We start from the raw sequence: 13,496 nt of genomic DNA, 5'->3' as shown, positions 1-13,496 counted from the left end.
ACGTCATGTCACGTCATGTCGTACGACGGACCGCGGAGCCGGAACAGGGCCCAGACCACCTTGCCGCCGAGTGCCCCCCTCATCGGCTGCCAGCCCCAGCTGTCGCTGAACGATTCGACCAGCAGCAGTCCGCGGCCCGACTCGGCGGAGAAGTCGCCCGCCTCGCCGGTGACGGGACTGTCGTGGCCGGGGTCGCGCACCGCGCACACCAGCCGCCCGGTCCACCGCATCAGATGCAGCCGCACCGGCGGTTCCTGCCCCCTCGGCCGTGGCACTTCGGCCGGCAGGCCGTGCCGCAGGGCGTTGGTCACCAGCTCGGAGACGACCAGGCACACATCGTCGAAACGGTCGCCCACGTCCCACTGGTCACAGGTCTTCCGGGTGAACCGGCGGGCCTCGCGCACCGCTTCGTGGCGGGCCGGGAGGGAGCAGGATGCGGCGTCGGACACGGCCGCGGGGTCCAGCGGCGGAAGGCCCTGCCGTAACGGCTCGAGCATGGTTGATCCATTCGTCCCCATGCGAGGCACTCCCGGAATTCGCGGTCGTAGCGATACGGCGGTGGTGCGAAGGCCATGGTTTCCGATGCGCAAGGCAGATGCAAGGGCAGATGCACGTGCAGCTGACCGAAATCGTCCCGCCCGTACCGCTTGTTGGTCAATTTTTCCGTCACCTTTCCTTCGTCTTTCTGCCTCATCGGCCTCTCCTGTTGTCTGAACCGTGCTCCTTCCCGAGCGAAACCCCTGGCTCGATTCCGTTTCCGTAACCGGTCGAGTACTGCTCGGAGTGTTTTAGTGGCAGACTTCGGGCCCTGACAGACGTTGGGGAGGCTGGCGAACGTGAGCGCGGGAGAGCCGGGATCGGTGGTGCGGCGCATGCTGCTCGGATCACAACTCAGGCGACTGCGTGAGGCTCGGGGAATCACGCGAGAGGCCGCGGGTTATTCGATCCGCGCCTCCGAATCGAAGATCAGCCGGATGGAGCTGGGCCGGGTGAGCTTCAAGACCAGGGACGTGGAGGACCTGCTGACGCTGTACGGCATCGCGGACGAGCAGGAGCGCGCCTCGCTCCTCTCCCTGGCCCGGGAGGCCAATGTCGCGGGCTGGTGGCACAGTTACTCGGACGTGCTGCCCAGTTGGTTCCCCACCTACGTGGGCCTCGAGGGCGCCGCCGCGCTGATCAGGGCGTACGAGGTGCAGTTCGTGCACGGCCTGTTGCAGACCGAGGAATACGCGCGCGCGGTGGTCCGGCGCGGCATGCAGGGCGCGAGCGAGGCCGACGTCGAACGGCGGGTGGCGCTGCGCCTGGAGCGGCAGAAGTACCTGGTCTCCGAGAACGCCCCCGAGTTCCACGTCATCCTCGACGAGGCCGCGTTGCGCCGCCCGTACGGGGACCGCGAGGTGATGCGGGGCCAGCTCCAGCATCTGATCGAGGTGTCCGAACGGCCCCATGTCCGGCTGCAGGTCATGCCGTTCGGCCTCGGCGGCCATTCCGGCGAGTCCGGCGCGTTCACCATCCTCAGCTTCCCCGAGTCCGATCTGTCGGACGTCGTCTACCTGGAGCAGCTGACGAGCGCGCTGTACCTCGACAAGGCCGAGGACGTCGCCCAGTACGAGAAGGCGCTCAAGGAGCTCCAACAGGACAGTCCGGGGCCGTCGGAGAGCCGGGACCTTCTCCGTGGACTCATCCAACTCTCTTGAAACAGAAGTACGATGACGATCGATCAGAACCGTGGAGCCGGTCGGGGCGGGCCCGATCCGGCAGCGAGGGATCGAGGGGTTGAGGGATCACATGTCGTCGTACTTCACCGACCTGGCTCAGCAGTACATCGACGGTGAGTGGCGCCCGGGAACCGGTTCCTGGGACATCATCGACTTCAATCCGTACGACGGCGAGAAGCTGGCGTCGATCACGATAGCCACCGTCGACGAGGTCGACGAGGCGTACCGCGCGGCGGCCCGCGCGCAGAAGCAGTGGGCGGCGACCAACCCCTACGCCCGCCGTGCGGTGTTCGAGAAGGCGCTCAGACTGGTCGAGGAGCGCGAGGAGGAGATCTCCGACGCGATCGTCGCCGAACTCGGCGGTACGCGCCTGAAGGCCGCCTTCGAGCTGCACCTCGCCAAGGAGTTCCTGCGCGAGGCGGTGCACCTGGCGCTGCGCCCGGAGGGCCGGATCATCCCCTCGCCGGTGGACGGCAAGGAGAACCGTGTCTATCGCGTGCCCGTCGGCGTCGTGGGCGTGATCAGCCCCTTCAACTTCCCGTTCCTGCTGTCGCTGAAGTCGGTCGCCCCGGCGCTGGCGCTCGGCAACGGCGTGGTGCTCAAGCCCCACCAGAACACCCCGATCGTCGGCGGCTCGCTGATCGCCAGGATCTTCGAGGACGCCGGCCTGCCGGGCGGCCTGCTGAACGTCGTGATCACGGACATCGCGGAGATCGGCGACGCCTTCCTGGAGCACCCGGTCCCGAAGGTCATCTCCTTCACCGGCTCCGACAAGGTCGGCCGCCATGTCGCCACCGTCTGCGCCTCCCTGTTCAAGCGCTCGGTCCTCGAACTCGGCGGCAACAGCGCGCTCGTGGTCCTCGACGACGCGGACGTCGACTACGCCGTCGACGCGGCCGTCTTCAGCCGGTACGTCCACCAGGGGCAGGTCTGCATGGCCGCCAACCGGGTGCTGGTGGACCGCTCGGTGGCCGACGAGTTCACCGAGAAGTTCGTCGCCAAGGTCACGTCCCTCAAGGTCGGCGACCCGCGCGACCCCGAGACCGTCATCGGCCCGGTGATCAACTCGCAGCAGGCGGACGCCCTGGCCGGTGTCGTCGAGCAGGCGCTCGCCGAGGGCGCGACCGCGCTGGCGCACGGCACGCGGACCGACAACCTGCTCGAGCCGTCCGTGCTCACCGGTGTCCCCGCCGACTCGGCCCTGCTCCAGCAGGAGGTGTTCGGCCCGGTCGTCTTCCTGGTCCCCTTCGACGGGGAGGAGGAGGCCGTCCGCCTCGTCAACGACACCCCGTACGGCCTGAGCGGGGCCGTGCACACCGGTGACATCGAGCGCGGGGTGAACTTCGCCAAGCAGATCGACACCGGCATGTTCCACGTGAACGACGGCACCGTGCACGACGAGCCGATCGTCCCCTTCGGGGGCGAGAAGCACTCGGGCATCGGGCGGCTGAACGGCGACACGATGCTGGACGCGTTCACCACGACGAAGTGGATCTCGGTCCAGCACGGCAGGAGCGGCTTCCCGTTCTGACCCCCCTCTCCTTCCGCCCGGGCCGATGAGGACAGCTCCTGTCCTCGTCGGCCCGTAGCGTCGTCGGTGTCAGCCGGCAGGGGCCACCTGCGGCGGAACGACGGAACGACGGAAGGCAGCCGGTCATGGTCATTCACGTGGGTCCCGAGGAGCGGGGCGACGAGCGCGGAGCGCTCCTGGCCTTCATCGCCGAGCAGCGCGGTGGCGTCCGGCGGGCGCTGCTCGGCCTCACGGAGGAGCAGGCGTCCTCCCGCCCCAGTGCCAGTGAGCTGTCCCTGGCCGGACTGCTCAAGCACGTCGCCGAGGTCGAGCAGGGCTGGATCGCCCGGGCCAAGGGTGAACCGCCGGCCGTCCACCGGGACGAGTCGAACTGGCACGAGTGCTTCGTGCTGGTCGGCGACGAGACCGTGGAGTCCACTCTCGCGTCCTACGGGAAGGTGTCCGCCGAGACGGAGTCGTTCGTCCGCTCGGTGCCCAGCCTCGACGACACCTTCCTGCTGGCGAAGACGTCCTGGAACCCGAAGGACGAACGGCTCTCGATGCGCTGGCTGTGTCTGCACCTGATCCGCGAGACCGCCCGGCACGCCGGCCACGCCGACATCATCCGCGAATCCCTGGACGGGGCCACGGCCTTCGAACTGGCCGCCAAGGAGCAGGGCAGCTCCTGGGAGTGAGCCGCGGCGTCCTACGCTGGACCGCATGTCAGCGATCCGTCTCCTCGTGCTCGGCGCGGTGCGCCAGCACGGGCGGGCCCACGGCTACCAGGTGCGCAACGACCTGGAGTACTGGGGCGCGCACGAGTGGTCCAACGCCAAGCCCGGCTCGATCTACCACGCCCTGAAGCAGATGGCGAAGCAAGGACTGCTGCACGCGCACGAGATCGCGCCCTCGACGGCCGGCGGCCCCCCGCGCACCGAGTACGAGATCACCCCGGCGGGTGACGAGGAGTACTTCACGCTGCTGCGGGAGGCGCTCGTCGCCTACGACCAGAAGACGGACGTGAAGTCGGCGGCCATCGGCTTCGTCGTCGACCTGCCGCGGCAGGAGGCGACGGCGCTGCTCGAGGAGCGGACCCGGCGCATCGAGGAGTGGCGGGCCGCGGTCACCGAGCACTACGTGCCCGAGGGCGGACCCGAGCAGCTGGGGCACATCGGCGAGATCATGAACCTGTGGGTGCACACGGCCGACGCCGAGGCCGAGTGGACCAGGGGGCTGATCGGGCGGATCGAGGCCGGGGCCTACACCTTCGCCGGGGAGGGCGAGCCGTTCGTCGGCGTCCTGGCCGAGGACCAGGAGAACCCGTACGCGACGGGGGAGCGGCACCCCGGAGACTCTCGCTAATCAAGTTTGACCAATGGGCGGTCCGGTTGTACGGTCCGGGCTGCTAGTCAAGTTTGACTAGCAAGGGAGTTTCTGTGTCCGACGCGGCGATCACCGTCGAGGAAGCACGCAAGACATACAGGGGCGGCAGCAGTGGCCCCGCGCTGGACGGGCTCGACCTCACGGTCGCGCGCGGCACGGTGCACGGAGTGCTCGGCCCGAACGGCGCGGGCAAGACCACCCTGGTCCGGATCCTGGCCACCCTGCTGCGGCCCGACGCGGGCCGGATCGAGGTGGCGGGCCACGACGTGGTGCGCGAGGCGTACGCGGTACGCCTGCGCATCGGCCTGCTCGGCCAGCACGCGGCACTCGACGAGGAGCTCGGCGGCCGGCAGAACCTCGAACTGTTCGGCCGCCTGCACCACCTGGGCGCGCGACGCGCCCGCGCGCGGGCCGACGAACTCCTGGCGCGCTTCGACCTCGCCGACACCGGCAGCAAGGCGGTACGGCAGTACAGCGGAGGCATGCGGCGCCGACTGGACCTCGCCGCCTCCCTGATCACCGAACCGGAGGTGCTCTTCCTGGACGAACCGACCACCGGCCTGGACCCTCCCCCAAGCTCTCGGCTTCGCTCGAGCAGGGGGTACCCCCATGGCCGCGCGGAGGTGTGGGACTCGGTCCGTTCCCTGGTCGACGGCGGTACGACCGTCCTGCTCACCACCCAGTACCTGGAGGAGGCCGACCAGCTCGCCGACCGCGTCTCGGTCGTGGACGCCGGCCGGGTCATCGCCGGCGGCACGGCGGACGAGCTCAAGGCGGCCGTCGGCGGCGACCGCGTCGACGTCGTCCTGCGCGACGCCGGGCAGTTGGGCACGGCCGTCGCCCTGCTGCCCGTACCGAAGGACGCGGTCACCGTGGACACCGACCGGCGGCTGCTGAGCGCCCCGGCCACCGACCGCGCGGCGGCCCTGGCCGGGATCGTCCGCGCACTGGAGGAGGCGGGCGTCGAGGCCGAGGACATCGCCCTGCGCAGGCCCACGCTCGACGAGGTGTTCCTGCGCCTGACCGGCCGCGACGAGCGAGTGAAGGAGGCCGCGTGACCACCACGACGTACGCCCTGACCGACTCCTGGACCATGACCCGCCGTGAACTCGCCCGCTGGGGACGGCAGCCGGTGGCGGTGGTGGTGAACCTGGTCTTCCCGGTGATGCTGCTGCTGATGTTCGGCCACCTGGTCGGCGGCAGCCGGGGCGTGAGCGGCGACTACCTCGACTACCTGGTCCCCGGCATGCTGGCGCTCACCATGGCCTTCGGCCTGGAGGGCACGATGGTCGCCGTCACCCAGGACCTGAACAAGGGCGTCGTCGACCGCTTCCGCTCGATGCCGATGGCCGACGGCGCGGTCCTGGTGGGCCGTGCCGCCGCCGACATGCTCCAGTCGGCGATCGGCCTGGTGGTGCTCCTGGCCGTCGCCGCCGCGCTCGGCTGGCGCACCGACGGCGGCCCGGCCGGATTCCTGGGTGCCGTGGGACTGCTCCTGCTGTTCCGGTTCGCGATGCTGTGGATCGGCATCCACCTGGCGCTGGTGGCGGGGAAGCCCGAGCTGGTGCAGGCGGTGCAGATCCTGGTCTGGCCGGTCGGTTTCCTGTCCAACGCCTTCGCCGCGCCCGAGTCCATGCCCGGCTGGCTCGGCACGGTCGTCCAGTGGAACCCGATGTCCCACACCGCCACGGCCGTACGCGACCTGTTCGGCAGCCCCGGCGGCGAGCCGGGGCACGTGTGGGCGGCCGTCGCCTGGCCCCTGGCCCTGCTCGCCGTGTTCTTCCCGCTGGCGGTACGGAGGTTCGCACGGCTCAGCCGCTAGTGGTGGAAGCCGGTGGCCGCGTTCCTGTCGTGGGTGAGGGGGTGCGGCTGCCGGCGCAGCTCCGGGAGGATGCGGATCAGGTCCTGGGCGAACATGTCGGCGAGGTCCTCGGAGAAGCCGTTGCGGCACACCACCCGCAGCACCGACAGGTCCTCGCGGTTCGCCGGGAAGGTGTACGCGGGCACCAGCCAGCCGTTCTCCCGCATCCGCCGGGACACGTCGAAGACGTCGAACGCCGTCACCTCCGGCGCGGTCGTGAACGCGAACACCGGCAGCTCGTCGCCCCGGGTCAGCAACCGGAAGTCGCCGAGTGCCCCGATCCGGTCGGCGAGGGAGCGGGCCACGTCCCGCGCGGCCTGCTGCACGGCCCGGTAGCCGTCGCGGCCCAGCCGCAGGAAGGTGTAGTACTGCGCGACGACCTGGGCGCCCGGCCGGGAGAAGTTCAGCGCGAACGTGGGCATGTCGCCGCCCAGGTAGTTCACCCGGAAGACCAGTTCCTCGGGCAGGGCGTCCGCGTCCCGCCAGAGTGCCCAGCCGACGCCCGGGTAGACCAGCCCGTACTTGTGCCCCGAGGTGTTGATCGACGCCACGCGCGGGAGGCGGAAGTCCCACGCCAGGTCCTCGTCGAGGAAGGGCGCGATCATCGCGCCGGACGCCCCGTCGACGTGCACCGGGACGTCGAGGCCGGTGCGCTCCTGGAGTTCGTCCAGCGCCGCGCACAGGTCCGCGATCGGCTCGTAGGACCCGTCGAAGGTGGAGCCCAGGATGCCGACGACGCCGATGGTGTTCTCGTCGCACAGTTCGGCGGCGGCCCGCGGGTCGAGGTGGAACCGGTCACCCTCCATGGGCACCTGACGGGCCTCCACCTCCCAGAAGGAGCAGAACTTCTCCCAGCAGACCTGGACGTTGACGCCCATGACGAGGTTCGGCCGGGCGTCCTTCGACGGGTACCGGTCGGCGTTGTTCCGCGCCCAGCGGCGCTTGAGCGCCATTCCGGCGAGCATGCACGCCTCGCTCGAACCGGTCGTCGAACAGCCCACGGCGGCCGCCGGGTCGGGCGCGTGCCACAGCTCCGCGAGCATCGACACGCAGCGCCGCTCCAGTTCGGCGGTGCGCGGGTACTCATCCTTGTCGATCATGTTCTTGTCCCGGCACTCCGCCATCAGGGCGCCGGCCTCCGGCTCCATCCAGGTGGTGACGAAGGTGGCCAGGTTCAGCCGTGCGTTGCCGTCCAGCATCAGCTCGTCGTGCACCAGCTGGTACGCCGTCGAGGGCGCCATCGGCGCGTCGGGCATCCGGTGCTTGGGCGGCGCCTCGGTCATGTCCCCGACGGGGTTCGCCGCCCCCAGGAAGGGGTTGACGGACAAGGGGCGCTCGTCGCGCCGGGGTTCGGTGTGCAGCGGCATGGATGCCTCCGGGGGTCCGTGCGGTGGGGATGCGGGAAGCGGGGGAAACGCAGTGAGTGGGGTCATCGGACCGAGGTCCCGTCCGTCCGCAGCTGCATCAGGGGGCGTCCCGTCACCAGCAGCCAGGCCGGGAGCGACGCGATGCACAGGAGGGCGAGGACGCCCGGCGAGGCGACCAGGAGGGCGGCGACGAACAGGCTCACCCAGCCTTGGCGAGTGACGGCCAGCAGGACCCCCAGCACCCCTGCCGACACGCCGACCGCCGGATGCACACCGGGCACCAGGGCGTGTGCGCACAGCCCGAGCGCGGTGCCGACGAACACGGCCGGGAAGATCCGCCCACCCCGGAACCCGCAGGACGCGGCGACGAGCAGCGCGGCCAGCTTCACCACCGTCATCGTGGCGAACTGGCCCGCCGACCAGCCCCCGGGGTCGGCCGCCAGCTCGGCGAGCTCGTCGAGCCCCTTGAACAGCGTCAGATGCCCGCCCAGGGCCGCCAGCGCGCCCAGCACCACCCCACCGGCCGGAAGCATCAGCATGGGATGCCGCAGCCGCCGGAACGCCCCGTGGACGTACGGGAGGGCTCGGACGGCGCACATGCCGAGCAGTGCGCCCACCGAGGCGATGACGAGCGACGACAACAGGTCCGCCCAGCCGGGCCGGCCGAACGGCGGCAGGTGCAGGTCGAAGCTCGGCCGCGACACCAGGGTGACGGTGAGCGCACCGGCCCCCGCGGCGACCAGCGGCGCGAAGAGACTGTCCCAGAGCTGTCCCTTGATCCGTCGGCCCGCCAGCGCCTCGGAGACGACGAGCGCCGCGGCCACCGGCGTACCGAACAGCGCGCCGATCGTCGCCGCCTCCGCCAACACCACCCAGCCGCGCTCCGGGGTCCGGGGGAACGCCCTGGTGCCCAGCAGGACCGCCAGGGAGACGTTCACGGCGATGATCGGGTTCTCGGGCCCGAGGCTCGGCCCGCCGGCCAGCATCAGGGCGGTGGCCAGCAGCAGCCCCGGCAGCACCACGGGCGGCAGCACGGGGGCGTCGAGGCCGGTGGTCGCCGGATCGGGGCCGGCGTGACCCGGCACCTTCCACACCACCAGACCGACCGCGACCCCGGTGGCGACGAGCACGGCGAACATCCACGGCACGGAGTACCCGCCGACCCCGAGCGCGTCCGGCAGGTCCTGCCACAGCACGTCCTGGAGCTGCCCGGCCGCCGAGCTCACGCCCACCAGCAGCAGGCTCGCCACCACCCCCACGATCAGCGCGGGCACGACGGACGGCAGCAGGGTGCGTGCCCGGGGCGCCGGGGTGGCGGAGGGTTCCTGCTGCGCGCTGTCCTGGGCCACGCGCACACGATAGTCGGATAAAGCGTTCCCATATGGACAAAACGGTTGTGGCGCCAGAAGTGGGAAACCGGCTTGCACCTCACGTGGCGTGAGGTCCCAGGGTGGAGTGCGTACCGAGAAGGGAGCGGAAGTGAGCTACTCCGTGGGACAGGTCGCCGGTTTCGCCGGGGTCACGGTGCGTGCCCTGCACCACTACGACGGCATCGGCCTGCTCACCCCGAGCGAGCGCAACCGCGCGGGGCACCGGCGTTACAGCGACGCAGACCTCGACCGGCTGCAGCAGATCCTGTTCTACCGGGAGCTCGGCTTCCCGCTCGACGAGGTCGCCGCCCTGCTCGACGATCAGGCCACCGGAAAAGCAGACCCGCGCGCACACCTGCGCCGGCAGCACGACCTGCTGACCGCCCGGATCGAGAGGCTGCGGAAGATGGCGGCGGCCGTGGAGCACGCCATGGAGGCACGCGACATGGGCATCGATCTCACGCCCGAGGAGAAGTTCGAGGTGTTCGGGGACTTCGACCCGGACCAGTACGAGGACGAGGTGCGGGAGCGCTGGGGCGACACCGACGCCTACCGGCAGTCCCGGCAGCGGACCGCGTCCTACACCAAGGACGACTGGAAACGCGTCACCGAGGAGTTGAACGCCATCCATCTGCGCATGGCCGACCTGATGTCGGCCGGCACCCCGGCCGACGCCGAGGAGGCGATGGACACGGCGGAGGAGCACCGGCGGTTCATCACACGCGCGTACTACGACTGCGGGCACGAGATGCACACCTGCCTGGGCGAGATGTACGTCGCCGACCCGCGCTTCACCCGGACGTACGAGGACATCCGGCCCGGTCTGGCGGCCTACCTGCGCGACGCGATCGTCGCGAACGCGGCCCGGCACGGCGGCTGAGCCCGTACGGGTGCGGAGCACCGTCCGACTCCTGCCGGGGAGCGGGCGGTGTGCCGCGCGGTCATTCGCGGACGAGCACCACCGCGGTGCCGTACGCGCACACCTCGGTGCCCACGTCCGCCGCGTCCGTGACGTCGAAACGGAACGCCAGTACGCCGTTGGCGCCCCGTGCGCGGGCCTGCTCGATCAGGCGCTCCATGGCCTGGTTGCGGGTCTGCACGAGCGTCTTGGTCAGCCCCTTGAGCTCGCCGCCGACCATCGACTTCAGGCCGGCGCCGATCTGGCTGCCGATGTGCCGGGACCTGACGGTGAGGCCGAAGACCTCACCGATGACCTCCTGCACCCGGTGCCCCGGCACGTCGTTCGTCGTGACCACCAGGACGTCGGGCCCGGGGCCCTGCCCACCGCCGTACTCTTCGATGCCCATGGCCCCAGCTTCGCCGGGGAGGAGGCACGGTGCAATCCTGGATACGCCCCGTGGAACCTGGGCCGGGACGGCTGCGTTGATAAGTTTTGGCAGCCAGCCTCGCCCGTCCCCCTCAAGCAGCAGGAGCCACAATCCCGTGACCACCCTTGCGCTCGGCCCCGAGTGGCTGAGCCCGGACTATCTGATCGAGACCTTCAGCCTTACCGGCATCCTGCTGATCGTCTTCGCCGAGTCCGGATTCTTCGCGTTCCTGCCCGGCGACTCCCTGCTGTTCACGGCGGGCCTCTTCGTGGCGGAGGGCAACTACATCAGTCAGCCGCTGTGGCTGGTGTGCACGCTGATCGTGATCGCCGCCGTCCTGGGCGACCAGGTCGGCTTCATGATCGGCAAGTTCTTCGGACCCAAGATCTTCAATCGCCCCAACTCCAAGCTCTTCAAACAGGAGAACCTGGAGAAGGCCCACGAGTTCATGGAGAAGTACGGTCCCAAGGCGATCGTCCTGGCCCGCTTCGTGCCGATCGTGCGCACCTTCGCCCCCATCACGGCCGGCGCCGGCCGTATGAAGTACCGCACGTTCCTCACGTACAACGTCATCGGCGGCGTCGCCTGGGGCTCGGGCATCACGGTCGCCGGCTACTGGCTGGGCCAGATCTCCTTCATCAAGAACAACGTCGAGTCGATCCTCATCCTGATCGTCTTCCTCTCGGTGGTCCCGATCATCGTCGAGTACCTGCGGGAACGCGGCAAGAAGAAGCGTGCCGCCGCCGAGGACCCGGCCGCCCCGCAGCACCACCAGTACGACCGGCGGACCCCGTACGACCGGCCGCCGGTCATGGACGACGCCACGACCCAGCTGCGCCGCATCACCCCGGCCGGTCAGCCGCCGCAGCGGGCCCGGCAGCCCCAGCAGCCCTACGGCGACCAGGGCTACCCGCAGCAGCAGAACCCGCAGCCCCAGCGCCCCCAGCCGCCGTACGGCAACGGCCAGGGCGGCTACGACCCGTACTTCGACCAGCGGTACCCCCAGGGGCAGGGGCACCCCCAGGGCCACGGCCCGGACCACGACCAGCAGCAGCCCTACGACCGGGGCTACTGAGCCGCACCGCCGAGTCCGCTTCCGGATGCCCGGGTCCTCGAGGGCCCGGGCATCCGGCGTCAGAAGCCGCGGGTCCGCTTCGCCGCTCTGCGCTTCTCGGCGGAGCCGATCCGCAGGAACAGCCGGGAGATCTCCGAACCGAGGTTCACCCCGATCGCGATGGCCAGCGCGAGCGCCACGGCCTTCGAGAGGGACACCAGCCCCGCGTCCACCTTGTTCTGAGCGATCGCCAGCAGACCGAAGTACGTGGCGGAACCGGGCAGCAGGGGCCCGATGGCCGCCGTGGTGTAAGGCAGCGCCGAAGCGAACCGGTACCGGGCCAGCAACTGCCCGAACAGCCCCACGAGCCCCGCCGCCACGGCCGTGGAGGCCACCGGTGAGATGTCGCCCACGTTGTGCATCGCGCCGTACACCACCCAGGCCACCCCGCCGTTGAGGGTGACCAGCAGCACCGTGGACCGCTCCTGCTGGAGCAGCACCGCGAAGGCCAGCGACAGCCCGAGCGACGCGGCGATCTGCCACAGCGGCCGCTCGGTGAGGACGAGTGCCGCGTCGGGGCTCAGCTGGGCGCCCAGCTGAACCCCGAAGTAGAGCACCACCAGCACGCCGGTCACGATGCCCACGAAGAAGTACAGGACCTCCAGGAGCCGCGCGGAGGCGGTGATGTAGAAGCCGGTCAGACCGTCCTGCACACCCGCCACGAGGGCCCGCCCGGGCAGCAGGGCGAACAGCCCACCCGTGATCACCGCCGAGGCCTTCACGTCCGCGTGGGCCAGGGTCAGCGCGACACCCATCGCGGCCGGCGGCATCGCGGCCGCCGTGAACTGGTAGAACTCCGGCAGCCCGCGCTCGGCGAACAGCCAGGCCAGCCGGTCGCCGAGCATCGCGCCGACCGCGGCGGCGACGAACACCAGGAACCCACCGCCCACCAGCATCGAGGCCGAGCCCGCCAGCAGCCCGCTCGCCGCGTTCAGCACCCAGACGGGGTAGGGGTGCCGGTTGCGGCGTATCTCCGCGAGGCGCCGGTAGGACTCCTCCAGGGAGATGTGCGTCTCGTCGTCGCTGAGGTCGTCCACCAGCTGGTACACGGCCGCGAGGCGGGTGTAGTCGGTGCCGCGACGGCGCACCGTGCGCGACGCGGTCACCGGGTCCTCCACCAGGGACGGCTGATGGGAGATCGACAGCAGGGTGAAGGTGACGGTCGGTTCGCAGCGGTCCAGGCCGTAGGAGCGGCAGACGGCGAACATCGCCGCCTCCACGTCCTCCGCGCCCTCACCGCCCGCCAGCAGCAACTCCCCGATACGCAGCGTCAGGTCGAGTACGCGCGGCACGGCCGGCCCCGTGTCGTCGTGCCGCTGCACCTGCTCCGGTGCCGGACGCTCGGTCACCGGCATGCGCAGCATCGTGCGCATCCGGTCCTGCCAGGGCACGTCCCGGTGCAGGGCGACGGACGGCATCCCGCTGGGCGGGGTGAAAGCCGCCCGCCCCTGCTGGGCGCTGTACGTGCTCGGCGGGTTGAACGCCGACCCCTCCACCTCGGTCGGCTGCGGGGCGGTTTCCAGCCCTTCCGGGAGGGCGAACTCGGAGGTCGTCTCGGACTCCGTGCCGACCGGGGAGAAATCCAGTCCCTCCGGAACGGCGAACTCCGACGTCGCCGACTCCGTGTCGGCCGGAGCCGCCAGCCCGACGGGAGCGCTGAAGGCACTCCTCGCCTCGTCCGACTGCGGCTTGCGCTCCTCCGTGTCCCTCACCTGCGCTGCGCTCCCTGTACGACGCCGTCCGTGGGCCTTGCCTCCCCGTCGGGGCCCGGTGCACAGACCCACATACCCCAAGGGCCAGTATGCGCACGGAGACGCGCGACGGGGCGCACGCGTCCGCGTGCGC

Annotated in this window: 13 protein-coding genes; 8 read left to right on the top strand and 5 right to left on the bottom strand. The window is 70.6% G+C overall.

The genetic code is table 11. From position 1 onward, the window contains the following. Positions 1-8 precede the first annotated feature (8 nt). Positions 9-497 carry an ATP-binding protein gene (locus tag AC6F7H_RS11495; protein WP_500756881.1) on the bottom strand — a complete coding sequence of 163 codons (489 nt, stop codon included), beginning with the start codon at positions 495-497 and terminating at the stop codon, positions 9-11. A gap of 363 nt (positions 498-860) precedes the next feature. On the opposite strand from AC6F7H_RS11495, the gene AC6F7H_RS11490 reads away from it, so the two are divergent. From AC6F7H_RS11490 to AC6F7H_RS11465, 6 genes are all read left to right on the top strand, one after another. Continuing rightward, a complete protein-coding gene (locus AC6F7H_RS11490) occupies positions 861-1,697 on the top strand; it encodes a Sco1979 family transcriptional regulator (protein WP_500761759.1) in 837 nt (278 codons plus the stop codon). A 91-nt stretch (positions 1,698-1,788) separates the two neighbouring features. Continuing rightward, positions 1,789-3,249, top strand: a complete 1,461-nt coding sequence (locus AC6F7H_RS11485) for an aldehyde dehydrogenase family protein (protein ID WP_500756880.1) — start codon at positions 1,789-1,791, stop codon at positions 3,247-3,249. A 125-nt stretch (positions 3,250-3,374) separates the two neighbouring features. Then, a complete protein-coding gene (locus tag AC6F7H_RS11480; protein ID WP_500756879.1) occupies positions 3,375-3,923 on the top strand; it encodes a DinB family protein in 549 nt (182 codons plus the stop codon). 25 nt (positions 3,924-3,948) lie between these two features. Next, positions 3,949-4,590, top strand: a complete 642-nt coding sequence (locus AC6F7H_RS11475) for a PadR family transcriptional regulator (protein ID WP_500756878.1) — start codon at positions 3,949-3,951, stop codon at positions 4,588-4,590. Positions 4,591-4,664: 74 nt separating this feature from the next. Then, a complete protein-coding gene (locus AC6F7H_RS11470) occupies positions 4,665-5,669 on the top strand; it encodes an ATP-binding cassette domain-containing protein (RefSeq protein ID WP_500756877.1) in 1,005 nt (334 codons plus the stop codon). Positions 5,670-5,704: 35 nt separating this feature from the next. Then, the gene (locus AC6F7H_RS11465; RefSeq protein ID WP_500761757.1) at positions 5,705-6,433 is read left to right on the top strand and encodes an ABC transporter permease; all 729 of its coding nucleotides are present in this window, start codon (positions 5,705-5,707) and stop codon (positions 6,431-6,433) included. Here the strand turns inward: AC6F7H_RS11465 and gad are convergent. Together gad and AC6F7H_RS11455 are read right to left on the bottom strand one after the other, a co-directional pair. Continuing rightward, on the bottom strand, positions 6,430-7,839 hold the full coding sequence (gene gad / locus AC6F7H_RS11460; protein WP_500756876.1) for a glutamate decarboxylase: 1,410 nt from the start codon (positions 7,837-7,839) through the stop codon (positions 6,430-6,432). The genes AC6F7H_RS11465 and gad overlap by 4 nt on opposite strands. Before the next feature lie 62 nt (positions 7,840-7,901). Then, positions 7,902-9,188 carry an ion channel protein gene (locus AC6F7H_RS11455; RefSeq protein WP_500756875.1) on the bottom strand — a complete coding sequence of 429 codons (1,287 nt, stop codon included), beginning with the start codon at positions 9,186-9,188 and terminating at the stop codon, positions 7,902-7,904. A 130-nt stretch (positions 9,189-9,318) separates the two neighbouring features. Between AC6F7H_RS11455 and AC6F7H_RS11450 the strand changes: the two genes are divergently transcribed. Further along, positions 9,319-10,089, top strand: coding sequence for a MerR family transcriptional regulator (locus tag AC6F7H_RS11450; protein WP_500756874.1), 771 nt, complete (start codon positions 9,319-9,321; stop codon positions 10,087-10,089). A gap of 61 nt (positions 10,090-10,150) precedes the next feature. Here the strand turns inward: AC6F7H_RS11450 and AC6F7H_RS11445 are convergent, their stop codons facing one another. Continuing rightward, positions 10,151-10,516: a YbjQ family protein gene (locus tag AC6F7H_RS11445; RefSeq protein WP_457460503.1), complete on the bottom strand. Its 366-nt coding sequence runs from the start codon at positions 10,514-10,516 to the stop codon at positions 10,151-10,153. Between the two features lie 136 nt (positions 10,517-10,652). On the opposite strand from AC6F7H_RS11445, the gene AC6F7H_RS11440 reads away from it, so the two are divergent. Next, positions 10,653-11,612, top strand: a complete 960-nt coding sequence (locus tag AC6F7H_RS11440) for a DedA family protein (protein WP_500756873.1) — start codon at positions 10,653-10,655, stop codon at positions 11,610-11,612. A 59-nt stretch (positions 11,613-11,671) separates the two neighbouring features. On the opposite strand, the gene AC6F7H_RS11435 is transcribed toward AC6F7H_RS11440, so the two are convergent. Further along, complete coding sequence (locus AC6F7H_RS11435; protein ID WP_500756872.1) at positions 11,672-13,363, bottom strand: threonine/serine exporter family protein; 1,692 nt, start codon at positions 13,361-13,363, stop codon at positions 11,672-11,674. Positions 13,364-13,496: the final 133 nt, after the last annotated feature.

Source organism: Streptomyces sp. MMS24-W38 (genome assembly GCF_059889265.1).
Note: the sequence above shows the minus strand (reverse complement) of the source record. Positions and strands in the feature narration are given on the sequence as shown.